The organism is Telluria sp. AIW5 (assembly GCF_056680575.1).
This window is the reverse complement of record NZ_CM155289.1, coordinates 670,700-694,413: the sequence shown is the minus strand read 5'-3', so window position 1 is coordinate 694,413 and position 23,714 is coordinate 670,700. Positions and strand designations below refer to the sequence as shown.

Annotated in this window: 20 protein-coding genes; 10 read left to right on the top strand and 10 right to left on the bottom strand. The window is 64.8% G+C overall.

What is annotated here, in order from left to right; all coding sequences use genetic code 11:
* Nucleotide 1: 1 nt before the first annotated feature.
* From hisI to tatC, 6 genes are all read left to right on the top strand, one after another.
* A complete protein-coding gene (gene hisI / locus AC1MEM_RS03005) occupies nucleotides 2–436 on the top strand; it encodes a phosphoribosyl-AMP cyclohydrolase (protein WP_499475221.1) in 435 nt (144 codons plus the stop codon).
* Nucleotides 433–774, top strand: a complete 342-nt coding sequence (locus AC1MEM_RS03000) for a phosphoribosyl-ATP diphosphatase (protein WP_499475220.1) — start codon at nucleotides 433–435, stop codon at nucleotides 772–774. Before hisI ends, AC1MEM_RS03000 begins: the two co-directional genes overlap by 4 nt.
* Before the next feature lie 90 nt (nucleotides 775–864).
* Nucleotides 865–1,239, top strand: coding sequence for a histidine triad nucleotide-binding protein (locus AC1MEM_RS02995; protein WP_499475218.1), 375 nt, complete (start codon nucleotides 865–867; stop codon nucleotides 1,237–1,239).
* Between the two features lie 89 nt (nucleotides 1,240–1,328).
* Nucleotides 1,329–1,577, top strand: coding sequence for a Sec-independent protein translocase subunit TatA (gene tatA, locus AC1MEM_RS02990; RefSeq protein WP_499477550.1), 249 nt, complete (start codon nucleotides 1,329–1,331; stop codon nucleotides 1,575–1,577).
* Nucleotides 1,578–1,592: 15 nt separating this feature from the next.
* A complete protein-coding gene (tatB, locus tag AC1MEM_RS02985) occupies nucleotides 1,593–2,084 on the top strand; it encodes a Sec-independent protein translocase protein TatB (RefSeq protein ID WP_499475216.1) in 492 nt (163 codons plus the stop codon).
* Nucleotides 2,084–2,842 (top strand): twin-arginine translocase subunit TatC, encoded by a 759-nt coding sequence (gene tatC, locus AC1MEM_RS02980; RefSeq protein ID WP_499475215.1) that lies wholly within the window; start codon nucleotides 2,084–2,086, stop codon nucleotides 2,840–2,842. Before tatB ends, tatC begins: the two co-directional genes overlap by 1 nt.
* Nucleotides 2,843–2,960: 118 nt before the next feature.
* Here the strand turns inward: tatC and AC1MEM_RS02975 are convergent, their stop codons facing one another.
* From AC1MEM_RS02975 to AC1MEM_RS02945, 7 genes are all read right to left on the bottom strand, one after another.
* Complete coding sequence (locus tag AC1MEM_RS02975) at nucleotides 2,961–3,224, bottom strand: MbcA/ParS/Xre antitoxin family protein (protein WP_499475213.1); 264 nt, start codon at nucleotides 3,222–3,224, stop codon at nucleotides 2,961–2,963.
* Between the two features lie 43 nt (nucleotides 3,225–3,267).
* On the bottom strand, nucleotides 3,268–4,542 hold the full coding sequence (locus tag AC1MEM_RS02970; protein ID WP_499475211.1) for a ferritin-like domain-containing protein: 1,275 nt from the start codon (nucleotides 4,540–4,542) through the stop codon (nucleotides 3,268–3,270).
* A gap of 453 nt (nucleotides 4,543–4,995) precedes the next feature.
* Nucleotides 4,996–6,936 (bottom strand): DUF885 domain-containing protein, encoded by a 1,941-nt coding sequence (locus AC1MEM_RS02965; RefSeq protein WP_499475209.1) that lies wholly within the window; start codon nucleotides 6,934–6,936, stop codon nucleotides 4,996–4,998.
* Between the two features lie 103 nt (nucleotides 6,937–7,039).
* Nucleotides 7,040–7,510 (bottom strand): hypothetical protein, encoded by a 471-nt coding sequence (locus AC1MEM_RS02960; RefSeq protein ID WP_499475208.1) that lies wholly within the window; start codon nucleotides 7,508–7,510, stop codon nucleotides 7,040–7,042.
* The gene (locus AC1MEM_RS02955) at nucleotides 7,510–7,992 is read right to left on the bottom strand and encodes a hypothetical protein (RefSeq protein WP_499475206.1); all 483 of its coding nucleotides are present in this window, start codon (nucleotides 7,990–7,992) and stop codon (nucleotides 7,510–7,512) included. The genes AC1MEM_RS02960 and AC1MEM_RS02955 overlap by 1 nt, the downstream gene beginning before the upstream one ends.
* Nucleotides 7,993–8,056: 64 nt before the next feature.
* Nucleotides 8,057–12,199, bottom strand: coding sequence for a DEAD/DEAH box helicase (locus tag AC1MEM_RS02950; protein ID WP_499475204.1), 4,143 nt, complete (start codon nucleotides 12,197–12,199; stop codon nucleotides 8,057–8,059).
* 8 nt (nucleotides 12,200–12,207) lie between these two features.
* Nucleotides 12,208–14,145 carry a S9 family peptidase gene (locus AC1MEM_RS02945; RefSeq protein WP_499475203.1) on the bottom strand — a complete coding sequence of 646 codons (1,938 nt, stop codon included), beginning with the start codon at nucleotides 14,143–14,145 and terminating at the stop codon, nucleotides 12,208–12,210.
* Nucleotides 14,146–14,282: 137 nt separating this feature from the next.
* Between AC1MEM_RS02945 and hemE the strand changes: the two genes are divergently transcribed.
* The 3 genes from hemE (at nucleotide 14,283) to AC1MEM_RS02930 (ending at nucleotide 19,430) form a co-directional block, all read left to right on the top strand.
* Nucleotides 14,283–15,365, top strand: coding sequence for a uroporphyrinogen decarboxylase (gene hemE, locus AC1MEM_RS02940; protein ID WP_499475202.1), 1,083 nt, complete (start codon nucleotides 14,283–14,285; stop codon nucleotides 15,363–15,365).
* Nucleotides 15,366–15,931: 566 nt separating this feature from the next.
* Nucleotides 15,932–17,938 (top strand): primosomal protein N', encoded by a 2,007-nt coding sequence (locus AC1MEM_RS02935; protein ID WP_499475201.1) that lies wholly within the window; start codon nucleotides 15,932–15,934, stop codon nucleotides 17,936–17,938.
* A gap of 43 nt (nucleotides 17,939–17,981) precedes the next feature.
* Nucleotides 17,982–19,430, top strand: coding sequence for a dihydrolipoyl dehydrogenase (locus tag AC1MEM_RS02930; protein ID WP_499475200.1), 1,449 nt, complete (start codon nucleotides 17,982–17,984; stop codon nucleotides 19,428–19,430).
* 108 nt (nucleotides 19,431–19,538) lie between these two features.
* Here the strand turns inward: AC1MEM_RS02930 and AC1MEM_RS02925 are convergent, their stop codons facing one another.
* The 3 genes from AC1MEM_RS02925 to modA all read right to left on the bottom strand — a co-directional run bounded on the left by AC1MEM_RS02925 (nucleotide 19,539) and on the right by modA (nucleotide 21,554).
* Nucleotides 19,539–20,024 (bottom strand): SRPBCC family protein, encoded by a 486-nt coding sequence (locus AC1MEM_RS02925; protein ID WP_499475199.1) that lies wholly within the window; start codon nucleotides 20,022–20,024, stop codon nucleotides 19,539–19,541.
* A gap of 64 nt (nucleotides 20,025–20,088) precedes the next feature.
* Entirely contained in the window at nucleotides 20,089–20,787 is a 699-nt protein-coding gene (modB, locus tag AC1MEM_RS02920) for a molybdate ABC transporter permease subunit (RefSeq protein WP_499475197.1), read from the bottom strand.
* Complete coding sequence (gene modA, locus AC1MEM_RS02915) at nucleotides 20,784–21,554, bottom strand: molybdate ABC transporter substrate-binding protein (RefSeq protein WP_499475196.1); 771 nt, start codon at nucleotides 21,552–21,554, stop codon at nucleotides 20,784–20,786. The genes modB and modA overlap by 4 nt, the downstream gene beginning before the upstream one ends.
* Nucleotides 21,555–21,623: 69 nt before the next feature.
* Between modA and AC1MEM_RS02910 the strand changes: the two genes are divergently transcribed.
* Complete coding sequence (locus tag AC1MEM_RS02910) at nucleotides 21,624–23,705, top strand: UvrD-helicase domain-containing protein (RefSeq protein ID WP_499475195.1); 2,082 nt, start codon at nucleotides 21,624–21,626, stop codon at nucleotides 23,703–23,705.
* The last annotated feature ends 9 nt before the right edge of the window (nucleotides 23,706–23,714 follow it).

The following is a 23,714-nucleotide window of genomic DNA, read 5'->3' as shown; positions in this document are numbered from 1 at the left end:
CATGCCGAATTCGAACACGACAAGCGCCGCGGCCAACGCGAAATGGCTGAAAAAAGTGCGCTGGGACGAGAACGGCCTGGTGCCGGTCATCGCCCAGGAAGCGTCCACGGGCGACATATTGATGTTTGCCTGGATGAACCGCGACGCCCTGGCGCGCACGGTGGAACTGGGCGAGGCCGTGTACTGGAGCCGCTCCCGTAAAAAGCTGTGGCACAAGGGAGAGGAGTCGGGCCACACCCAGAAAGTGCTGGAGATGCGCCTCGACTGCGACGAAGACGTCATCCTGCTCAAAATCGAGCAGGCTGGCGGCATCGCCTGCCATACCGGCCGCCACTCCTGCTTCTATCAAAAATTCGATGGCGAAGACTGGCAGGCGGTGGAACCCGTGCTGCAGGATCCGGAAACGATTTACTCGAATACAAAGAAAACCCCATGAGCACGACCCTGGCGCGCCTGGCGCAAACGATCGAATCGCGTAAACCCGAAAACGGCGGCGACCCTGCGACCTCGTACGTGGCGAAACTGTTCAACAAGGGCGACGACGCGATCCTCAAGAAAATCGGCGAGGAAGCCACCGAGACCGTGATGGCCGCGAAGGACGCGCGCGTCTCCGGGGACGCCTCCGGCCTGCTGTACGAAGTGGCCGACCTGTGGTTCCACTCGATGGTGCTGCTGGCGAAATTCGACCTCACGCCGCAGCAGGTGCTCGACGAACTCGCGCGCCGCGAAGGCTTGTCGGGGCTGGAAGAAAAAGCCTCCCGCAAGGACGCGTAAATTCGGTCACTTCAGGGTCATCGAACTCATATAAGATTGACCGGATCGACATGCGGCCTGCATGCCGCAGCAACCAGGACTGGAGACACTATGGATAACTGCATTTTCTGCAAGATCGCCGCGAAACAGATCCCGGCCCAGGTCGTGTACGAAGACGACGAGGTGCTGGCCTTTAAAGACATCAATCCGGCGGCGCCGGTGCATTTGCTGGTGATCCCGAAACAGCACATCGACACCCTGTCCGACGTGACGGACGAGCACGCGGCCCTGCTGGGCAAGATGGTGGCGCTGGCGCCGAAGCTGGCGCTTGAACACGGCGTGGCAGTGACCACGGGCGCCGACGGCAAGCGCACAGGCGGCTATAAAACCCTGATCAACAGCGGCCCGAACGGCGGGCAGGAAGTCTATCACCTGCACCTGCACATGTACGGTGGCCCGCGCCCATGGCGTGGTCTTGGCACTTGACAACTTTTTCTGGCCGGCGCCTGCATGGCTTATACTGGCGGCGTACGCTTCAATGATTGCGGGCGCCTGCGCCCACTGAGGAGATAATGATGGGTTCGATGAGCATTTGGCACTGGGTAATCGTGCTGGTCGTGGTGGTGCTGCTGTTCGGTACCAAGAAGCTGGGCAACGTCGGTTCCGACATCGGCAAGGCCGTCAAAGGTTTTAAGGATGGCGTGAAGGGCGAGGACGAGAAGTCGACCGTCAACACGACGACCACGACGACCGTGCACCCACCCAGCCAGGTGGCGGACAAGTCGACGATCGACGTCGAAACCCGCGAAAAGCACCGTTCGTAATCCGGCCGCCGCTGTATGATCGACCTGGGACTATCGAAGCTCGCCATCATCGGTGTGGTGGCGCTGATCGTGATCGGCCCTGAAAAGCTGCCGAAGGTGGCGCGCATGGCCGGCACGCTGTACGGTCGCGCCCAGCGCTACCTGAACGACGTCAAATCCGAGGTCAGCCGCGAGATCCAGCTCGACGAACTGCGCAACCTGCAGAAAGAGGTGGCCGACAGCGCCGCCGAATTCAAGTCCGACGTCGAGTACCATATGACGAGCAGCCTGCAGGAAGTCGAATCCGCCTGGCGCGGCGACATCCAGCCCGGCGCACCGACACCTTCCGCCAGCATGGACGACCTCGAGCGCAAGGCGAAGGATTTCCGGCGCAAGAAGCTGGTGCGCAGCTCCGCCGTGCCGGCCTGGTACAAGCACCGCACCGGCGGCAAGACCCGGGTCCTGTCGGGCGCCGCACGCGTGCGCAAGTTCCGGCCCGGCGTCAAATCCAATACTTCATTTTTCTGATGACCACCGAAGAAGCGCCCGTCGAAGAAACCTTCATTTCCCACCTCGTCGAACTGCGCGACCGCCTCGTCAAGGCGATCATCGGCGTGGCGATCGTCTGCATCGCGCTGTTCATCTGGCCGGGGCCGAAGGAGATCTACGATTTCCTCGCCGAGCCGATGATCGCCTCGCTGCCTCCGGGTGCGAAGATGATCGCCACCGGCGTCGTGGCGCCTTTCCTGGTGCCGATGAAGGTCACCCTGATGATCGCTTTGATCGTCGCGCTGCCCTGGGTCTTCTACCAGCTGTGGGCCTTCGTCGCCCCCGGCCTGTACGCCCACGAAAAGCGCCTGGTGCTGCCGCTGGTGATCTCGTCTTCGTTCCTGTTCATCGCCGGCGTCGCCTTCTGCTACTTCCTCGTCTTCGGGCGCGTGTTCCACTTCATCGCCAACTTCGCGCCGTCCTCGATTGCCGTCATGCCCGACATCGAGAACTACCTCGACTTCGTGATGTCGATGTGCCTCGCCTTCGGCGCCACGTTCGAGGTGCCGGTGGTGGTGGTGATCCTGGTGCGCATGGGGATCGTCAGCATCGAGAAGCTGAAATCCGTGCGGCCCTACATCATCGTCGGCGCCTTTGTGATTGCCGCCATCGTCACGCCGCCGGACGTGGTCAGCCAGCTGTCGCTGGCCATTCCGATGTGCCTGCTGTTCGAACTGGGCCTGCTGGTCTCGCCGCTGTTTACGCGCATGACGCAGGCGCCGGAAGAGCCGGCGTAAAACGCTGGGGTCAGGTCTGACATTTAGACACGGCCTCAACGATACCGGGCCGAGTAAGGCAGAGGTCGCGCCAAGGCGGGAGTCCGAATGTCAGACCTGACCCCAGCTCTGCGGGTGCTTAGCGCGCCGCGCCGGGCTTCAATCCACGGACGTGTTCCAGCAGCGCGTGTTCGCTGCCGGCGGCCACCAGCTGCGCCGGGGTCTGGCCGTCGAATGCCGCCAGCGGCGACTCCATCCAGCTGCTGGCCGCCTCCTCGCTGCCGACAATCCTGCGGATCTCGTGCATGACCGTGTAATAGGCCTGCGCCTTGCGCGACTGGGCGTCGAAGCGTGCGCGCAGCGCGGCCATGGATTCAAGGGTGAGGGGTGCGTCGTTGCTCATGAGCGTTCTGTGGTGTGACAAGGAGAAGGAAAGGCAAGCACCATCATACCGCCTTCGTTGCCGCCGCCGGCGTGGACAGCGCTGCCGCCACGTCGCGCAAGCGCCCGGCCAGCTTCGGATCGAGTGCGGGCATCGACGCCACCAGCACATCGAGCGCCAGCGCCAGTTCATGGGCGCGTTCGGCCAGCAGCGCCGGGCCTGCGCCGGCCTGGGGCAGGGCCAGTCCACTGCGCGGCAAATGGAAATTCATGCCCGCGCGCGGGGCGGGTTCGGCGCCGGCGGGTAGCGTCGTCAGTAAAATACTGAGTTCGTTCAGCACATGCATCAGGCCGACGGCGCCGTCGATCTCGATGCGGCGGCGCGCTCTGTCCTGGACCGTGCCGGTGCCGCTCGCCAGCAGCCGCAGCATCAGGCCGTAGGTGGCATTCGCCAAATCCAGCACGCGCGCGCTGTCGCGGGCCTCGACCTGGCAGCCCGGCGCATCGCCGATCGGCGCGAACATGAGGGGATCGAAGGCGACGCCGCGGTGCGGCACGAATCCGGGATCGTCGCGCAGGAAGCCGTCGTATTCCTTCGCCATCGCCACGAAGCGCGCGAAATGCGACTCCTCGCTATCGCGCCGTCCGCCTTCGCCCTGTTCGATGATCACTTCGATTGCGCGGATGGCCGAGCGCAGGTCCGTCACGGTCGCCAGGCCCGGCAAATCCATGATATCGGGCCCGAGTTGCGCGGCCGGGTCGCCCACGAACAGGGCCGTTTCGCCGAGGCGTTCGGCCAGGGTGTCGAAGCCTTGCTGGATACCGCGGTAGAGGTGGCCGACCGTATCGTAGTCCTCGGCCGTGGGCGTGAGCCGGGTGACGGGAGGGCGGCGCCGGTACGCGGGCGATTCGAAGCCCCTGGCTTGCGCCATGTCCATCCCTTCGGGGCGCTCGAGGTAGACGAAGTGGTCGAGCGTATCGCGCGTGAGCGGCGCCAGGCGCACCACCAGGCTCGCAGGATGGTAGCCTGCCGGCACGGGAAAATTCTGGCGCCGGAAATGCGGCGGCGAGCCAAGGCACGTCAAGAGATTGTTCACCGTCGCCAGGTGCGCCATTTCCTCCATCGCGACACTGCGGATCTCCTTGCGCCAGCGGTCGAGCGCGTCGAGCTGGGTCCGGGTTAAACCTTCCGCGAGCGACTGCTTGAGGCTCCACCCGGCGTACAGGTAGGTGCACATCAGGCCGTGCTCGATCTCGGCCGCTTCGGTCAGCAGATAGATGAGCTGCTCGCGGTCGTTGACGCGCACCGTATGCTGGTCGGTATGGCGGGATGTGTTCATGCACACACTATACCGAAGCGTGCGCACGGCTGCGCCACGTCCGGCTGCGCAAAAAAACCGGCCCGAAAGGCCTGATGCCGTTCAGTTAAGCGCGGATGCGCTGCCCCGGGCCAGCATAACGCGCGGGCATGCCCCCCTACGTTACACAGCGGTCTCGACCAACAATGACGGCGGTGGCGCACCGTAGGGCGGGCATGCCCGCGCGTCGACCTCAAGAAAAAAGGCCGCTCCGATGTGAATCGAAGCGGCCTTCTTCACTGAACGGCATTGGCCCCGAAAGGCCACCCACAACGCAAGCATCCATGCAAGGACCTACCCTCAGAAGCTCGCCATCAAGTCCAGGTAGTGGCGATAGCACGTAGAGTGGGCACGGGTGCCCACTCTACGTTATGCAAGCGCCGACGTAAAAAAACCGGAGCACACGGCTCCGGTTCTGTGCGATCGCTTCCACGATCAATCGCGCATCAGCTCCGCGATCATCTTGACGGGCGCGTTGCCGTAGCTGAGGAACTGGTCGTGGAACTGCTTCTGGTTGAACCGCTCGCCCAGTTGCTGGCGGCGCTGCTCGCGCAGTTCCATGATCTCGGCGTAGCCGCTGAAATAGCTGGTCAGCTGGACCGACGACAGCTGCACGCGGCGCCATTTTTCGACCGCTTCCTGGCGCGTCTGGAAGGCCTGGCGCGTCAGCAGGTCCAATGCCTCTTCACGTCCCATGCCGTTCACGTGCACCGAGTAGTCGAGGATGGTGTTGGTGACGCTGCGCAGGTTCCACTTCGAGTACATCAGCCACATCTCGGGCGCGTTGCCGCCGTAGCCGGATTCGAGCATCATGCGCTCGCCGTACACGGCCCAGCCCTCGACCATCGCGCCGTTCCCGAACAGCGATTTCACCAGCGAAGGCGAGCGGTTCGCGTGGATCAGCTGGGCGTAGTGGCCGGGGATCGCCTCGTGGATGTTCAGGATCTGCAGGATCCACTCGTTGTACTCGCGCAGGCTGCTCTCGGCCTGCTCGGCGGACAAGCCATCGAGGGGCGTGACGTTGTAATAGGTTTTATCCTTCGGCCGATAGGGGCCCGGCGCGTCGATGCTGGCGCCGGCGACGCCGCGCTGGTACATCGGTGTCTCGCGCACTTCCAGCGGCTTGTCCGGGTCGAGCGTCAGCAAATCGTTCTTGACCACCCAGTCCTGCAATTGCGGGATCTGCCGGCGGATCTCGGAGACGAAATTTTCGCGCGCGACGTGGCGGGTCGACAAACGGTCGATCAGCATGCCGATTTTCTGGAAGCGGTCGTTCGGCTTGTTCGTCCCGGCCATGTAGCGCGGCCAGAGTTCGTCCGAGATCGCGTTCATGCGCGTGAGGAGTTCTTCGCGCGCGGCGAGCGCCTTGCGGTAGGTCTGCTCGGCGCTGCTGGCCGACTGGATCTCGAGCGCGAACTTCTGCTCATATAACGCTTTGCCGAGCCTGAACGGGCGCGCCTTGCCGCTGGCCGACTGCGTCTTTTCCAGGTTCGTCAGGAAGTCGACATAGTCCAGCACCGCGGTGCCGGCGTTCGCGATGCGCTGGGCGAAGATCGCCTTTTCCTGCGCGTTCAGGATCGAGCTTTGCACCGCTTGGCCAAGGTCGGCCAGCACCACCAGGGTGCCCGGCGCCTGGGCGATCGCCAGCTGCGTGTGTTCGCGCGTCGGGTTGACGATGCTCGCCTGCGCGGCCTGGTAATAGGCCGGCACGTTCGCCAGGCGTTTCAGGATGGTGCGCAGGCGCTGCGGCTTGGCTGCATACTCGGTGTTGAGGACCAGGTCGAGCGGCTGGGCGATGTTGTACAGCGACGGGTTCCACTCGAATTCGCGCAGCGTCGTCAAGCGCCAGCGGTCCGTTTCCAGCTTGTTGATCAGGAGGGCCAGGTCGGTGCGCTGGCGCGGCGACAGCTGGCGAGTGTCGATCTTGTTGAACTTCTCGAGCCACTCGTCGGCGAAGGCGAGTTTTTTCGCGCGCGTCGCCGCGTCGGGGATGGTCAGATGGGCGGCGGCGTCGAATTTGCCGACCGCGATGCCGCCTTCCGGATCGACGCGCCAGAGGGCCGTCAGGTACTGCATGCTGAGGGCGTCGGCGCGGCGATCGAGGCGCTTCTCGCTCGATGCGGGCGCCCGCACGTTTTCGCGCGCCGGCGCCGCAGCGGTGACAGCGGCGGCAGTGGCTGCTGCGGCCTTGCCTTTGCCGCCCTTGCCTGGTTTGCCCTTTGTTCTGGCAGCGGGTGCGGCGCCGCGTTTGGCGGACGCCTGCGATTTGACGACCTTCGCCGCTTTTGGCTTCGAGGACTTGCCTGGCTTGGCGCTGGCCGGCGCCAGCGCGAGGCTGGCGAGCATGACTGCCAGCGCGAGTTTCGTTTTCATCATCGTATTCGGCCCGTAAAGATGGAGATGTCGGGTGGGCGACGCAGCGGCTTCTGCCCTGCGCATGCCTGCAAGAGCGCACAACAGCACTCAACAGCGCGCCAGATTAGCACTGTTCGCCCGTATTGCGCTGCCCCGGGTTTGTAACAAAGCTTGGCCCCAGCGCGGCCAGCGCGGCATCCGGGTCAAGCGTTCTTGCCTCTTCGATCACGGCCGCGGGCAGCCAGTCGGGGAAGGGCGTGTCAATGTTTTCATGATGGCCATGGGCGCTGTGCTGCTGCCGCACCCGCGCGAGCGCCGCCGGTTTGAAGGCCGTCGCGGCCGCCGCCAGCGCGGGCCACAGGCGCCGGTGCACCAGCGTGATCTTGTTGTCGACCAGGCGGCACACGAGCACGTCGGGATCGGCGCTCACCGCCTCCAGGACCGCGAAGATCTGCTTGCCCAGCGGGTGGCCCCACCAGCTGCCGCGGATCGCTCCGCCGGCGATCGCATGGGTCAGCGTCGGCAGCGCGCCGCGCGCCGAGGCCAGCACGAGGCCGTGTTCGCGCACGAATGCGAGCGCAGCCGCCGCATCCATCAGTCGACGAAGCCCGCGCGGATCAGGGCCTGGTGACGCGCGTTGACGGCGGCCGCCGCCTCCTTGCCGCGCGCGATCTTCGTCAGCACGATCTCGCTGTCCTTGGTAAAACGGTGGCCGATGCGCACCGTGTACGAGCGCGTGGCCCAGCTGGTAAAGCCGTTCATGAACGTCGCTTCATCCATGTCGCGCCATTTGACGCCGGATACGCCCTTCTTCCAGGGCAGCACGCCGGCATGCACCCAGACGCCGAGGTCGTCCATGTAGAGCTGCACGCTGCGTACCAGCAGGAACTGATAGCCCACCAGCATCGCCGACAGCAGCAGCACGGCCAGCGCCGCCATCTCGTGCCACAGGAAGGCGAGCGGCAGCAGCACGCCGAACAGCACGATCGCCAGCGCCAGCACGCCGGCATAGGCCAGCCACGATTTCACGCCGATGACCTGGGCCTGTGTCGCGCTGGGCGCGTTCTGTTCTTCCATGGGGGGTGTTCCGCGCTGTTGCTTCATCATTAAAGCGGCATGATCACATGGAATGCGCCACTGATCAACGTCCCAGGCCCTGCTGCAGCATCGCCAGCATGTCGCCGGGCGACATGCGTGCCGACAGGTCGCCGCCTTCGAGCAGGCTGTCCGCCAGGTCCCGCTTGTGCCGGTGCAGGTCGACGATGCCCTCCTCGATCGTGTGGCGCGCCACCAGGCGGTAGATCGTCACCGGCCGCAGCTGGCCCATGCGGTGCGCGCGGTCCGAGGCCTGGTCCTCCACGGCCGGATTCCACCATGGGTCCATGTGGATCACATAATCGGCCGCAGTCAGGTTGATGCCGACCCCGCCCGCCTTCAGGCTGATGAGGAACAGGTCTCCTTCTCCGGCCTGGAAGGCATCCACGCGTTTCTTCCGTTCCTGCATCGGCGTCGAACCGTCGAGGTATTGGTAACGGATGCCGCGCGCATCGAGGTGTTTGCGGATCAGGGAGAGGTGATCGACGAACTGGCTGAACACAAGCACCTTGTGGCGGTTCTCGAGCAGGCCCTCCACCAGGTGCGCGAAGGTCGCCAGCTTGCTGCTGGCGATCCCGAGGCCGGGCGCCACCAGCTCGGGATTGCAGCAGGCGCGGCGTAAGCGCATCATCTCGGCCAGGATCGCGATCGACTTCTGGCTTTGCGGCGCTTCCAGCGACGCCAGCTTATCGAGCGCGTCGCGGCGCAGCGATTCGTACAGGGCCGTCTCCTCGGCGCTCAATTCGACGGGCAGCACGATCTCGGTGCGCGGCGGCAGCTCGGTCAGCACCGCGCTCTTGGTCCGGCGCAGAATGAAAGGCTGGGTCAGGCGTTTCAAGCGCGCCCGTGCCGCGCTTTCCGCACGCTTATCGTGCCCAATGAGCTGCGCCTTTTCGATCGGGCCGGCAAAGCGCAACTGGAACTGGTCGGCCGTACCGAGCAGGCCCGGATTGATGAAGCGGAACAGGTTCCACAACTCGCCCAGGTGGTTTTCCAGCGGTGTGCCGGTGGCGACCATTCTGAAATCGCCTTGCAGCGCCATCACCGCCTGCGAACGCCGGGTCGCCGCATTTTTGAAGGACTGCGCTTCGTCCATCACGATCGTATGCCAGCGCTTTTTGGCGAACAACGGCGCCTCCAGCTGCAGCAGGCCATAGCTGGCGACGATCACGTCGAAGGCGCCCGCCTCGTCGATCATCGCGGCGCGATCGCCCGGCCCGAACAGTTTGATGCGTAAGGTCGGCGCGAAGCGCTCGGCTTCCGCGATCCAGTTGGTGCAGACCGAGGTCGGCGCGACGACGAGGGTCGGCCCGGTCGGCGCGCGCAGCAGGATCAGGGCCAGCGCCTGTAGCGTTTTACCAAGGCCCATGTCGTCGGCCAGGCAGGCGCCCACGCCCCAGTGCGCGAGGCGCGCCAGCCACTCGAAACCTTCTTTCTGGTAGTCGCGCAGCTCGGCCTGCAGGGTCGACGGCAGCTGCGGTTCGTAGGCAGCGGTGTCCGCCATCTTCTTGATGTGCGCGCGCCAGGCTTTGTCGGCCTCGACGCCGCCGGCGCCCAGCGCCAGTTCTTCCAGTGCGAAGCTGGCCAGCGGATGGACGCGCAGTACCTCGCCGTCGGCGTCCGTAAAAGCGGCGACGTCCAGCAGGCGCCGGTGCAGTTCGTTGGTCAGCGCAAGGAACTGGTTGTCGCCCAGCGCCACGAAGCGCCCGTCGCCGGCGCGCACCTTGTCGAGCAGCTCGCGCAGGTCCATCACGCGGCCTTCGTCGATGACGACTTCCCCGTTCGCGGCGAACCAGTCCTTGTCGCGTTTGATGCTGACGCGCACCGATTGCGAGGCGACCTTTTTGCTGACGCGGAAAGGCTCGCACTCGGGCCAGGCGATGACGACCTGCGCCGGGTCGAGTTCCTGCAGTTCGCTCACCAGTTCCAGGCAGCCGATCGGCGTGCCGAGCAGCCATTCATCGTGTTCCTCTTCCGCGCCCTCGAGCGCGCGGCAGGAGGCCACCAGCTGGCGCTCGGCTTCGCGTTCGGCATTCAAATCGCGCTTCGCTTCCGTGCGCACGCCATTGACGTCGGCGATCACGCGCTCGGCGCCGCTGCCCGGCGCGTAATACGCACCTTCCAATAGCGGACGCACCAGGATGCGCAGGCGCAGGCCCTGGTTGTAGGGCAGCAGGTGCACGTGCAGGCGCGCGTCGGCGTCGATCCGTTCGATGTCGGCCGCGCTGGCGCCGATGTCCGACTGCACCGTGACGATCGACGAAATCGCGCCGATCGCCTGCAGCACGCGCATCTCCGCCTCCAGCGGCACCACCAGCGCCTCGCCGACGATCGCGCCGATGCGGCGATGCTCGTCGCGCACGCGCACCACGCGCAGCCGGGTCGGCGTCTCGCGCGTGACCACGACCTCGCCGCTGGCCTCAGTCACCGGCGGGCGCAGCGAGATCGTCACGTGTTCGCGCGCCGCCTTTACCAATAGTTCCGGTTCGCCCGGCAGCAGCTCGACCCGGGTGCCGGGCGCATCGAACCAGAACAGCAGCGGGTGGCCGATCAGGGCCGCTAAGGCCTTGTCGAGGTCGAACTCGTAGCGCAGGCCGCTGCCGTAGTACTGGCGCGCGGCGCCGATGCTCGAGACGACCAATAAATCCTGCGCGCTCAGGAAGTCGAGCGTGGCCGCATCTTCCGTCAGGCGTTTCAGCCCCATCGGGCGGCCGCGGCTCCAGGCGCCCTGCGCATCGCGCTTCTGTTCGCGCGGCTCGATTTCCTGCACGCCCAGGTGCTCGTCGTAGCGGATCAGCCAGACCAGGCGCGACTCTTTGACGACTTCGACGTTCACGGCCGGCTGCAGGTTGATCAGGGCATTCAACTGGCGCTCCCACGGCTGCTCGCGCTCGAACCAGTGGGTCATGTCCGTCAAACGGTGCTGCTGGCGCAGGGCGATGGCGCGCTGCTCGTGGCCTACGGCGCCGAGCTGGCCGAGCAGGCCCGCGAGTTGCGCGCTGAGGAAATCGAAGCCGGCCGATTCGGACACGGCCAGTGCTTCTTCGAGACGCGCGCGCTGGCTGCTCAGTTGCGGCATGCCGAGCCACCAGTGCAGCAGCGCGCGGAACAGGACCGGCTGCAGCGCCGTTTCCCAGTTCCGCGACGGGAGCACCTCGGCGTCGACCGTGCCGCCGCGGATCTGGCGCAGCATGCTCAGTTGTTGATAGACGGCCGTGTCGTGGCTTTGCACGGCGCGCGTGGCGCTGTCCAGATAGCTGCCGACGGTCTTGTCATGTTTGGCGTCGCCGCGGCGCAGCAGGGCGGCGACGTACAGGTGGCCGCCGATGCCCCCGAACACCTGCTTTCTCTTGCCGGTCTCGCGCCGCAGCTGCTTCAATGCCGCGTCGAAGCCGGCCAGCGCCTCGTCGATGTGGTCGCGCAGGAGCAGCAGCACGCTGCGGTAGTACAGCGTGGTCGAATCGTCGAGGTCTTGCAGCAGGACGCCGGCGTCATCGAGGCGGCCGCACAGGATCAAATGTTCGGCCAAACTGATCCGCAGTTCCATCGACGCGCCGCCTTGCGCCACCTGCGCTTCGGCATAGGCACGCACTGCAGGCGCCATGGCCGGCTCGCGCTGGACGTGGTTGATCAATACCGTCAGCACCTCGTCGCGCAGTGCCGGGTTGATGCGCTCGATCAGGTCCGGCTCGAACGGATGTCCGCAAATCTCGACCAGCGGGTGCAGATAGGCCGCTTCGTGGCAGCGCAGGCAGGCGTTCAGCAGCGGCGCGACGGATTTCGGGCCGTCGCCGCCGATCAATGCCATGCGGAGCAGTGCCAGGCCCTGTTTGTAGCTGCGCAGCACCGGGACACCCTGCCAGTCGCGCCGCAGCGGGTTGAACACCTCGTAGATCTCGCGCATTTCATAAAAGCGCCCGCTACGGACCAGGAAGTCGATCGCGGGCCAAGCGATCCCCGGCTTGATGACGGTGCCGCGCCCGGTCACCATGCTGGTCAGGCCGTGTTCCTGCAGGATCGCCAGGCAGTCGGCAAAATGCTGGTCCGAATCGAGCACACTGAGCGCGTCGAGCTGTTCGCCCAGGCGCGTGCGGCCGAGCGGTTCGCCCGCCAGCGCGAGTACGGCGAGGATGGTCTTCGGGACTGCCGAGCAGAGCTCGAATTTGTGGAGCAGGGACGCGTCGCTCATGCAGTCACTCATGCAGCCAAATTCTCGATCTCCAGCCGCGGCAGCCCTTGCGGCAGCGCGATGCCGAACACGCGCAAATAAAACGCCAGCTCCGCCTCCAGCGTGCGCACGACGCTCTCGGCCTTGCGGAAGCCGTGGCCTTCACCCTCGAGCGTCAGGTAGGCGACCGGCACGCCGCGTGCGCGCAGGGCGTCGACCATCGTTTCCGACTGCTGCGGCGGCACGACTTTATCGTCGAGGCCCTGGAAGAAGATCATCGGGCGTTTTAATGCATCGGTATGGTGGATCGGCGAGCGTGCGCGGTAGACGGCTTGCGCTTCGGCCTTGGGCGCGATCAGGTATTCGTTGTAGTGCGATTCGAACTTGTGCGAATCGGCGTCGAGACCGGCCAGGTCGGACACGCCATAGTAACTGGCACCGGCCTTGAACACGTCGTGGAAGATCAGGGCGTTCAAGGTCGTCAGGCCGCCGGCGCTGCCGCCGCGGATCAGCAGGCGCTCGGGATCGACCAGCTTCTCGTCGGCCAGGTGGCGCGCGCCGGCCACGCAATCCTCGACGTCGAGCACGCCCCATTGACCCTTCAACAGGTCGCGGTAGACGCGGCCGAAGCCGGAGCTGCCGCCGTAGTTCACGTCGAGCACGGCGAAGCCGCGGCCGGTCCAGAACTGGGTCGCCAGTTTCAGCGTGCTGGTCGCCATGCTGGTCGGGCCGCCATGGCCGATCACGATCAGCGGCGGCAGCTCGCCCGCAGGCGCCTCATAACGCGCATTCGCCGGTGGATAGTAGAAGGCGTAGGCAGTGCGGCCATGCGCGCTCGGGTAGCGGATGCTGCGCGGGACCGACAGGTCGTCCACCGGCGGCAAGTCGGCGATCGACTGCACCAATACCGTGCGTTTTCCACTATCCGGATCGATCAGCGCGATCTCCACCGCGATCGTCGGCGAGCCGGCCAGCACGGCCACCAGTTCGGGCGAGACGCGCAATTCGCGGATCTCCTGGTAGGGCGTGTCGATTGGCGTCAGGCTGCAGCTTTTTGTCGACAGGCGGCCCAGGCGGCTGATGCCGTCCTCGATATAGGTGCAGATGATTTCGTCGTCCGAGCGGAACCCGTACATCGAGCCGCCGAAGTTCCAGTGCGGTCCGCCGAATTCGGCTTCGCGCGGGCATAGCGGGTGCACGACGCCGTCCTCGAAGCGATATAAATTCCACCAGCCGCTGCGGTCCGAGACGAAGTGCAGCAGGCCGCCGGGCGACCACTCGGGCTGGCAGATGGCTTCATCGATGCCGCCGGCGATCAGGCGGCCGTCGACCAGGCTGCCGTCGGGGGCGACGTCGGCGACCCACAGTTCGGTGCCCTGCCATGGCATGCGCGGGTGGTCCCAGCACAGCCAGGCGAGATGGCGTCCGTCCGGCGACAGGCGCGGCGCGGCATAAAAATCGTTGCCGTCGACGAGGATGGTCTCGCTGCCATCGACACCGACCGCGCAGATCGTATTCACGGGATAGGCTTCGCCGGCCAGGTGGTCTTCGCGCACGGCGATCAGCCGGTTGCGCGCACGGTCGGGCACGAAGTCGGCATAGCGCACCGCTTCTTCGCGCGTGAAGGCAATCGGTTCGCCGCCTTCCTCGACCTGGTACAGGTGGTTGTCGGCGAAATGCGAGAACCAGACCGTGCCGCCATCGACCGCATACGCGCCGCCGCCGTACTCGTGCACGCGGGTGCGGACATTGAAGGGGCCCGGCGTCAGCTCGGAAGTGGCGTCCGCGCGCAATCTCTGCAGCGTGGTACGGCCTGCTTCGCTGGCGCGCCCGGCCAGCCACAGCACGTCACGACCGTCGAGGGCGATCTGCGACAGCGGCACGGCGCCGGCCGCAACGACAGCGGCGCTGATCGGGGAAGTCCAGGTGCCGCAGGGGGCGGCCTGCTTGCGGGTCGGCTCGGTCATGGTGGATGGCGTTTCGCGTATGGTAGGTGGAACCGCATTATAAGAGTCCCGCGCGGCGGGCGGCGTTCGCCGCGCCTGTCCTCAGCGCGGCAATGGATGCGATAATAGCCCTCTTCCGACGTCCTTTATTGTCAGCCATGCCACAATTTGCCCCGCTCAAGAACGACACCTTCCTGCGCGCGCTGCTGCGCCAGCCGACCGAGTACACGCCCGTGTGGCTGATGCGGCAGGCGGGGCGCTACCTGCCGGAATACCGCGCCACGCGCGCGCGCGCCGGTTCGTTCCTGGGCTTGGCAAAGAACCCGGATTACGCGACCGAGGTCACGCTGCAGCCGCTCGACCGCTACCCGCTGGACGCCTCGATCCTGTTCTCGGACATTTTGACCGTGCCCGACGCGATGGGCCTCGGCCTGTATTTCGCCGACGGCGAAGGCCCGAAGTTCGAGCGGCCGCTGCGCACCGAAGCGCAGGTCATGGCGCTGCAGGTACCGGACATGGAGTCGCTCGACTATGTCTTCAAGGCCGTCACGCAAATCCGCACCGAGATCAATGGCCGCGTGCCGCTGATCGGCTTTTCCGGCAGTCCGTGGACGCTGGCCTGCTACATGGTCGAGGGCCAGGGATCGCGCGAATTCCACACCATCAAAAAGATGCTGTACGCGCGCCCGGACCTGATGCACCGGATCCTGGACATCAACGCGACCGCCGTCGCCCGCTACCTGAACGCCCAGATCGACGCCGGCGCCCAGGTCGTCATGATCTTCGATTCGTGGGGCGGCGCGCTGGCCGACGGCGCCTACCAGGAATTCTCGCTGCGCTACATGGAACGCGTGCTCGCACAGCTGCAGCGCGAAAAGGATGGCGTGCGCATCCCGGCGATCGTCTTCACCAAAGGCGGCGGCATCTGGCTCGATGAGATGGCGGACATCGGCGCCGATGCGCTGGGCCTGGACTGGACGGTGAACCTGGGCCGCGCCCGCGCGCTGGTCGGCGACCGTGTGGCCCTGCAGGGCAACCTCGATCCGGCGATCCTGTTTGCCGCGCCGGAGCAGATCCGCGCCGAAGTCGAGCGCTCGCTGACGGCCTATGGTGCGCCGTCTGCCGGCGCGGGCCACGTCTTCAACCTGGGCCACGGGATCTCGCAATTCACGCCGCCGGAGTCGGTGACGGCGATGGTCGAAGCAGTCCACGATTTCAGCCGCCGCCAACGCGCAGCCTGACGCCGGATGGTGCGGCGCCGCATACGTAGCGCCCGGCGCCTGCACGAAGCGCGAGCAAGAAAATCACACTTGTTCACATCTTGCGGGACGGCGCCTGGAGGAACCTGTGGACATGTACAGGTGTGGTTGGGAAATCATAAGTGGTTGAAATTGCTGGGGTTTATCTTTAAATCCCCATGCACATAACCATTCGGAAGCGAGTCTTCCGCCGAGGAAATCGCAGTTCCCCGGGCCTTGTTCACAAAGTTATGCACAGGCTGGTGAGCCCAGCCATAAAAATCCCAGCGTTGACAAGCACTTACGTGCAGCTTCGCAGAAGCTTGTTTAAATCGTCACGGCGCGCGCGCATTTACGACAAGAAAAAGCGCAGTTATACACAATTCTTGCATTGCGGAAAACGACTTGCTGTGGACTACTTCGATAATCGCAAGTCGTTGAATATAAATGGTTTTTTATGGCTTGTTTTTAGCTGATCCGTGCATCATTTGACTTAACGTAAACTTCTCCACTGGTCAAGCAGTTCATTCTCCACAAAGTTTTCCACAGCTTTTATACAAGGTCGGACATTGGCGCACTGCATCCTTCGTATTGCTCTCGATACCCCGCTCAACAGCGTGTTCGATTACGGCTGGCCGCATGAAGAGGGCGTCACGCCCCAGGTCGGGCAGCTGGCGCTGGTCAGCTTCGGGCGCCGCGAAGCCGTCGGCCTGATCGTCGCCATCGCCCAGGAAACCGAGGTCCCGCCGGAAAAGCTGAAGGACGCCATTGCCGTGCGCGGCCAATTGTCTCCGCTGACGCCGCAATGGCTGGCGCTGGCCGGCTTCGCCGCCGATTACTACCAGCGCCCGCTCGGCGAAGTCGCGCTGCCCGGCCTGCCGAAGAATGTGCGCCTGACGACCACCGTGGCGCTCGACCGCGCGCTGAAAAAAATGGCAAAGCTGCCGCCGCCCGGTGATCCGGCGCCGGTCGGCATGCCGCCGCTGAACGCGTCCCAGCAGCAAGCGGCTGATGCGATCGGCGGCGCGGAAGGTTTTACGCCGCTGCTGCTGTACGGCGTCACCGGCAGCGGCAAGACCGAAGTGTATTTGCAGGCCTGTGCCCAGCTGCTGGCGCGCGACCCGCAGGCGCAAATCCTGATCCTGGTCCCCGAGATCAACCTGACGCCGCAATTGGAGGGGAATATCCGCGCGCGCTTCCCGGGCCTGATGCTGGCGACGCTTCACTCGAGCCTGTCCGAGGGCGAGCGCATGCTGCACTGGCTCGCCGCCCACCAGGGCCAGGCGCGCATCGTGCTCGGCACCCGGCTGGCGATCCTGGCCTCGTTGCCGCACCTGCAGCTGATCGTCATCGACGAAGAGCACGACCCCTCGTATAAACAGCAGGAAGGGTTACGGTATTCGGCGCGCGACCTGGCCGTCTGGCGCGCGCGCCAGCTGGGCATCCCGATCGTGCTCGGTTCCGCTACCCCCTCGCTGGAAAGCTGGCACCACGCCCAGACCGGGCGCTACGACTTGCTGCAGCTGCGCGAGCGCGCCGTGCGCGACGCCGTGCTGCCGACCGTGCGCCTGGTCGACATGGAGCGCGACAAGCCGAAGGAAGGCCTGACGGGCGGCCTGCTGGCGGCCCTGCGCACGCGCCTGGAGCGCGGCGAACAGTCGCTCCTGTTCCTGAACCGGCGCGGCTATGCGCCCGTGATCACCTGCGAAGCCTGCGGCTGGATCAGCAACTGCACCCGCTGCACCTCCTTCATGGTGCTGCACAAACCCGAACACCGGCTGCGCTGCCACCACTGCAGCCTCGAGCTGCGCATCCCGCGCCATTGCCCGACCTGCGGCAACGTCGACCTGCAGCCGCTCGGACGCGGCACCCAGCGCTTCGAGGAGGGGTTGAGGACGATGTTCCCCGAGGCGCGCATCCTGCGCATCGACGCCGACTCGACACGCAAGAAGGGCAGCGCCCAGGAAGCCTTCGATACGGTGCACCGGGGAGAGGTCGATATCCTGATCGGCACCCAGATGGTCGCCAAGGGCCACGACTTCAAAAAGCTGACCCTGGTCGGCATCCTGAATCCGGACACGGCCCTGTTCTCGCAGGATTACCGGGCCAGCGAGCGTTTGTTTGCGCAGCTGATGCAGGTGGCGGGCCGCGCCGGCCGCGCCGGCCTGGCCTCGGAGGTGCTGATCCAGACCCGCTACGCCCAGCACCCGCTGTATTCGGCCGTGGTGCGCCACGACTACGACCGCTTCGCCATGAATTTGCTGGAAGAGCGCCACCAGGCCGCGCTGCCGCCCTACATGTACCAGGCGCTGCTGCGCGCCGAGGCGCCGGAGCTGGCGACCGCCATCGCCTTCCTCGAGGAGGCGCGCGACATCTTGCCGACGGATGCGGTGACGATCAACGACCCGATCCCGATGACGATGACCCGGGTGCACAATGTCGACCGCGCCCAGTTGCTGGTCGAGTCGCCGTCGCGGCCCGCGCTGCAGGCGTTTTTGAAGGAGTGGCTGTCCCTGCTGCGTTCGATGAAGTCGCGCGTGCGCTGGTCGCTGGAAGTGGACCCGCTCGACATTTAAGCGGGAAACGGCGTATCGTCTTGTCAGACACATGGAGAACAGCATGAAGAAATTACAAGTCGACGTCGCCATCATCGGCACCGGCACGGCCGGCATGTCGGCCTATCGCGCGGCGCACGCGCAAGGGGCGAGAACGGTCGTCATCGAAAGCGGCCATTACGGCACCACCTGCGCACGGGTCGGCTGCATGCCGAGCAAACTGCTCATTGCCGCCGCCGACGCCGCCCACATGCTCGACCTGGCGCCGGGCTTCGGCGTGCATCCGGGCGAAAAACGCATCGATGGCCGCGCCGTGATGGAACGCGTGCGCAATGAGCGCGACCGTTTCGTCGGCTTCGTGCTGGAGAGCGTCGAGAGTTTTCCGGAAGCCGACCGCATTCGCGGCCACGCCCGTTTCACCGGTCCCCACACTTTACAGGTCGACGACCACACCGAGATCGAGGCCGCGCGCATCGTGATCGCCACCGGTTCCTCGCCGGTGATCCTGCCGCAATTGCAGGACGTCGGACCCGGCATCGTCACCAGCGACGACGTGTTTTATTGGGACGATTTACCGAGCTCGGTGGCGGTGATCGGCACGGGCGTGATCGGGCTCGAACTGGGCCAGGCACTGACGCGCCTTGGCGTGCGGGTCAGCCTCTTCGCGCGCGGCGGCAGCGTCGCCCATCTGAGCGACCCCGAAGTGCTGCACGCGGCCACGCGCACCTTGTCGCAAGAGCTCGACCTGCGCTTCCAGACCGAAGTCGTGCGCGCAGAACAGCAGGGCGCTCAGGGCGACCATGTGCTGCTGACCACGCGCGACGCGCTCGGCAAGGAAACGAGCGAAACCTTCCAGTACGTGCTGCTGGCAACGGGGCGCTCGCCGAACGTGCAGGGCATGGGACTGGAACAGACGGGCATCACCTTGAAGGCGAACGGCGTTCCCGAATTCGACAGCCGCACCATGCAGTGCGGGACCAGCCACATTTTTATCGCGGGCGACGCCAATAACGAGCTGCCGCTGCTGGCCGAAGCGGCCGACCACGGCAAGATCGCCGGCGAGAACGCGGGCCGCTATCCGGACGTGCGTCCAGGGCTGCGGCGCACGCCGCTGGGGATTGCCTTCACGGAGCCGAACATCGCCACGCTCGGCAAAAGTTATAAAACGCTGTGCGAGGGCGGGCGGCCGAAATTCGCGATCGGCCAGGTCTCGTTCGAGAACCAGGGCCGCAGCCGGGTCATGTTGCAGAACAAGGGAATGCTGCGGGTGTATGCGGAGTATGGTTCCTGCCGCTTTTTAGGGGCCGAGATGATCGGGCCGCGCGGCGAGCATATCGCGCATCTGCTGGCCTGGGCGGTGCAGGCGCATTTGACGGTGCCGCAGATGCTGGATATGCCGTTTTACCATCCCGTGATCGAAGAAGGCGTGCGCACGGCGCTGCGCGATCTGGCGGCGAACCTGGCGAAAGCGACGAATCACACGGATGCGGCCGATTCGGAGCCGGGGACGTAAGCCGCGTCTGTTCGGATGGTGATACCGCGTGGGCGGAGCCCACCCTACCTATACGTAGGGTGGGCTCCGCCCACGCGGATCACGGCATGCATTACGGCGACGCCCGAATCAATTCAAATAACTCGCATCCAAATTCCCCTGCTCCGCCATCTGGCGCAGGATGCGCACCGTGTCGATATCGGCTTCCTGGTAGGCCGACTTCTTGAATTCGTCGTACATCTTGCTGGCCTGGTCGAGCGATTCTTCCTTGCCATCGTCGTAGGAAAAGCGCACGTACAGCATCGCCGAAGTCGGCGCTTCGATCGACATGACGAGGGTCGAGGCGCTGATCTCTCCCTGGGCCGGGACTTCGTAGCGCACTTCCTGTAGCGGGGTCAGCAAGACGGTGTCCTCGACCACCAGGTCGCCATAACGCAGGCGGCGTTTGAAACTGCCGGCTTCGCGCGCGCTGATGTCGCAATCGTCCAGGTGCGGGATGAACAGCTTCGGCGACTCGGCACGGAGCACCAGGCCGCGCCAGACCTGCTCGCGGGTGAGCGTGTCCATCAGCGGGTTCATCGGGTCGTTAACTTCGATCAGGTGTTCAAATTTCATCGTGTGGTGCTCGTCAATGGGTGGGCGCTGCGCGCCGAAAGGGCGATGGTAGCCGATGTAAGCGCTAGTTCGATAGCAGGATCGCATTCTGCCGCCGCTGCAGGAAGGCAATGCCGATCAGGATGGCGAACGAAATCGCCAGCAATACCAATGCATATGCGTGCGCCGTCCCATAATTCAACTTCTGCGCTTCATCGTAGAGCGCAATCGAGGCGACCCGGGTCTGGCCTGGGATGTTCCCGCCCAGCATCAGCACCACGCCAAATTCTCCCATCGTGTGCGCAAAGCTGAGCGATACGCCCGTGAGGATCCCGTGTTTCGACAGCGGCAGCACGATCGACCAGAAGGTCTGCCGGCGCGTCAGGCCCAGCGCCAGCGCCGACTGCACCAGTTCGCGCCCGACGCCGCGGAAGGCCGCCTGGAAAGGTTGCACCGCGAACGGCAGGCTGTACAGCACCGAGCCCGCCACCAGGCCCGCAAACGAAAAGGGTAAAGGATGGCCGAACACGCGCATCCAGGCCGCGCCAAAAGCTTGCTGCGGCGCCATCAGCATCAGCAAATAAAAGCCGATCACGGTCGGCGGCAGCACGATCGGCAGGCTGACCAGGGTTTCCACGAAAATGATTCCGCGCATTTTGCTCGTGTTGAGCCAATTGGCGAGCGGAATGCCAATCACCAGCAACACGATCGCCGTGACGGCCGCCAGGCGCAGGGTGAGGCCGATGGCGCCCCACAGCTCGGGCGAAAACTGCCACTCCGTCATTCGGCCGCGCCCGTGGGCAAACCGAAGCCGTTGCGCGCCAGGATGGCGCGTGCCTCGGGCGAGCCCAGGAAGCGCACGAAGCCGGACGCATGCGGGTCGGCGGCGCCGGCTTTGGTGACGATGGCCCCTTGTTCGATCGGCGCCAGGCCTTTGGCGGGGATCAGCGCAAAGCGGCCCACGCCTTTCAACCGGGTGGCGTGCAAGGTCGTCAACGAGACGATGCCCACCTGCGCATTGCCGGTCTGGACGAATTGCGCCGTCTGGGCGATGTTTTCGCCGACCACGAGTTTGGTTTGGACCTTGTCCCACAGGCCATCACGCTCCAGTGCCGCCCTGGCCGCGCGGCCATACGGCGCCGTGACCGGATTCGCGATCGCGAAGCGTTTTACGCGCGCATCGGCAACCAGCGCCGCCAGCCCGCGGGCAGGATCAATCCGAGGGTCGAGCGACCACAGGGCAATGCGGCCGATGGCGTAGGGACGCAAGGTGCGGCTATCGGCGGCGCCAAGTTTGGCCAGCTGGCGCGGGTAGTCCATGTCGGCGGACAAAAACACGGCAAAGGGCGCACCGTTGCGAATTTGTGCAAAAAAGTTGCCGGATGCGCCAAGCGAGACCTTGGCCTCGACCTCGGGCGCGGTTTTCCGGTACGCGCCGACGAGTTCATCGATACAATAGCCGAGATCGCTGGCGGCGGCGACGAGCAGCGGGCGCGCCAGCGCCGGCACTGCCAACGCGCACCCCAGCAACAGTACGAACAATTTTTTCATGCTGAACATTGTAGCGCGGGGCCAAGATCGCTTCGTTACAATGCTCGGCTGCCTTCAAGAATATTTCCCATGTCCAATGCACCAAAGTTCGGCCTGAACGGGCCGCAAAGCGAAGCCGCGCTCTATCTCGACGGCCCCTGCCTGGTGCTGGCCGGTGCCGGATCGGGCAAGACGCGGGTGATCACGCAAAAGATCGCCTACATGATCGAAGAGTGCGGCTACGATCCGCGCACGATCGCCGCGCTGACCTTTACGAATAAAGCGGCGTTGGAGATGCAGGAGCGCATCGCCAAGCTGCTGAAACAGCCGAAGCAGGCCAAGCAATTGACGGTGTCGACCTTCCACTCGCTGGGCGTGAAAATCCTGCGCCAGGAAGCGGCCGGCGTCGGCCTGAAAGACCGCTTTTCGATCATGGACAGCGATGATTGCTACACGATCGTGTCCGACCTGGGCCTGACCACCGATAAACAGGAAATCCGCCGCATCCAGAATTCCATTTCGCTGTGGAAGAACGGCCTGGTCACGCCGGACGACGCGATCCAGGCGGCGAAGGGCGAGGACGAAGCGCAAGCCGGCCGCATCTACCGCAGCTATGTCGCGACGCTGGCCGCCTACCAGGCGGTCGACTTCGACGACCTGATCCGCCTGCCGGTTGAACTGTTCCGGAATAACGATTCGATCCGCGACCGCTGGCAGCGCAAATTGCGCTATCTGCTGATGGACGAATACCAGGACACGAATACCTGCCAGTACGAACTCGTGAAACTGCTGGTGACCGGCATCGGCAAGAAGCCGATGTTCACGGCGGTGGGCGACGACGACCAGGCGATCTACGCCTGGCGCGGCGCCTCGGTCGAAAATATCAAGACGCTGCAGACCGATTTCCCCGACCTGCGCGTGATTAAACTCGAGCAGAACTACCGCTCGACGACGCGCATCCTGCAGGCGGCGAATGCCGTCATCGGCAATAACCCGAAGCTCTTCGACAAGTCGCTCTGGTCCGAACACGGCCTGGGCGAGCCAATCAAAGTGCTGGGGATGCAGAGCGACGAGCAGGAAGCCGACCAGATCGCGATCATGATTTCGTCCGACCATTTTCAGCGCAAGAACAAATGGACGGATTTCGCGATCCTGTACCGCGGCAACCACCAGGCGCGCATCATCGAGCAGGCGCTGCGCAAGGAGCGCATTCCGTACACGATTTCCGGCGGCCAGAGCTTTTTCGATAAAGCCGAGATCAAGGACATCATCGCCTACCTGCGCCTGATCGCGAACGAGGGAGATGATCCGGCCTTCATTCGCGCCGTCACGACGCCCAAGCGCGGTGTCGGCATGGCGACCCTGGAGGTGCTGGGCGAATTCTCGAAGCAGTGGAACTGCTCGCTGTTTGAAGCGGCATTGAAAGGCGGGATCGAGGGCAAGCTGGCGGACCGCCAATTGCATCCGCTGCGCGACTTCTGCCATTTTATTAACGACCTGGAATCGCGCGCCAGCCGTCCCGGCCCCTCCGGCAGCGGAGAAAACGCGGCCGAGGTGCTGGACGACATGATGAAAGAGATGAATTACGAGCACTACCTGTACGAGAACTTCGACGACCGTGCGGCGCAGGCGAAATGGCAGAACGTGATGGAGTTCACCAACTGGCTGAAGGAGCGCGGCAACGGTGGACGCGACGGCACCGGCGAAGAGAAGAATTTGCTGGAGCTGACGCAGATGGTGGCGCTGATGTCGATGCTGGAAGGCCAGGACGAAGAGCAGGACGCGGTGCGCATGTCGACCCTGCACGCCTCGAAGGGTCTGGAGTATCCGCACGTCTACCTGGTCGGCGTGGAAGAGGGGATCCTGCCCCATAAAGGCGACCCGGATGACCCGATCGAAAAGATCGCCGCGCGCATCCAGGAAGAGCGGAGATTGATGTACGTCGGCATCACGCGCGCCCAGCGCACGCTGCACGTCACCTGGTGCAAGAAGAGGAAGCGCGCGGGGGAACTGGTGCATTGCGATCCGTCGCGCTTCATCAAGGAGATGGCGCTGGACGAGGGCATTGCCGTGCCGATGGAGTCCGAGGTGATCAGTCCGAAAGACCGGCTGGCGAGTTTGAAGGCTTTACTCGCCACCCCGAAGCCGGATGCCGGCAAGCTGCTGTCATAATGCCGCTTT

Bases quoted from the DNA above. Each gene is read 5' to 3' on its own strand.
- AC1MEM_RS02955 (WP_499475206.1), bottom strand. From the start codon at position 7,992: ATGGAAGAACAGAACGCGCCCAGCGCGACACAGGCCCAGGTCATCGGC.
- AC1MEM_RS02970 (WP_499475211.1), bottom strand. From the start codon at position 4,542: ATGAACACATCCCGCCATACCGACCAGCATACGGTGCGCGTCAACGAC.
- hisI (WP_499475221.1), top strand. From the start codon at position 2: ATGCCGAATTCGAACACGACAAGCGCCGCGGCCAACGCGAAATGGCTG.
- AC1MEM_RS02930 (WP_499475200.1), top strand. From the start codon at position 17,982: ATGAAGAAATTACAAGTCGACGTCGCCATCATCGGCACCGGCACGGCC.
- AC1MEM_RS02945 (WP_499475203.1), bottom strand. From the start codon at position 14,145: ATGACCGAGCCGACCCGCAAGCAGGCCGCCCCCTGCGGCACCTGGACT.
- AC1MEM_RS03000 (WP_499475220.1), top strand. From the start codon at position 433: ATGAGCACGACCCTGGCGCGCCTGGCGCAAACGATCGAATCGCGTAAA.
- hemE (WP_499475202.1), top strand. From the start codon at position 14,283: ATGCCACAATTTGCCCCGCTCAAGAACGACACCTTCCTGCGCGCGCTG.
- AC1MEM_RS02995 (WP_499475218.1), top strand. From the start codon at position 865: ATGGATAACTGCATTTTCTGCAAGATCGCCGCGAAACAGATCCCGGCC.
- AC1MEM_RS02975 (WP_499475213.1), bottom strand. From the start codon at position 3,224: ATGAGCAACGACGCACCCCTCACCCTTGAATCCATGGCCGCGCTGCGC.
- tatB (WP_499475216.1), top strand. From the start codon at position 1,593: ATGATCGACCTGGGACTATCGAAGCTCGCCATCATCGGTGTGGTGGCG.
- AC1MEM_RS02960 (WP_499475208.1), bottom strand. From the start codon at position 7,510: ATGGATGCGGCGGCTGCGCTCGCATTCGTGCGCGAACACGGCCTCGTG.
- modB (WP_499475197.1), bottom strand. From the start codon at position 20,787: ATGACGGAGTGGCAGTTTTCGCCCGAGCTGTGGGGCGCCATCGGCCTC.
- tatA (WP_499477550.1), top strand. From the start codon at position 1,329: ATGGGTTCGATGAGCATTTGGCACTGGGTAATCGTGCTGGTCGTGGTG.
- AC1MEM_RS02910 (WP_499475195.1), top strand. From the start codon at position 21,624: ATGTCCAATGCACCAAAGTTCGGCCTGAACGGGCCGCAAAGCGAAGCC.
- AC1MEM_RS02950 (WP_499475204.1), bottom strand. From the start codon at position 12,199: ATGAGCGACGCGTCCCTGCTCCACAAATTCGAGCTCTGCTCGGCAGTC.
- AC1MEM_RS02925 (WP_499475199.1), bottom strand. From the start codon at position 20,024: ATGAAATTTGAACACCTGATCGAAGTTAACGACCCGATGAACCCGCTG.
- modA (WP_499475196.1), bottom strand. From the start codon at position 21,554: ATGAAAAAATTGTTCGTACTGTTGCTGGGGTGCGCGTTGGCAGTGCCG.
- AC1MEM_RS02965 (WP_499475209.1), bottom strand. From the start codon at position 6,936: ATGATGAAAACGAAACTCGCGCTGGCAGTCATGCTCGCCAGCCTCGCG.
- tatC (WP_499475215.1), top strand. From the start codon at position 2,084: ATGACCACCGAAGAAGCGCCCGTCGAAGAAACCTTCATTTCCCACCTC.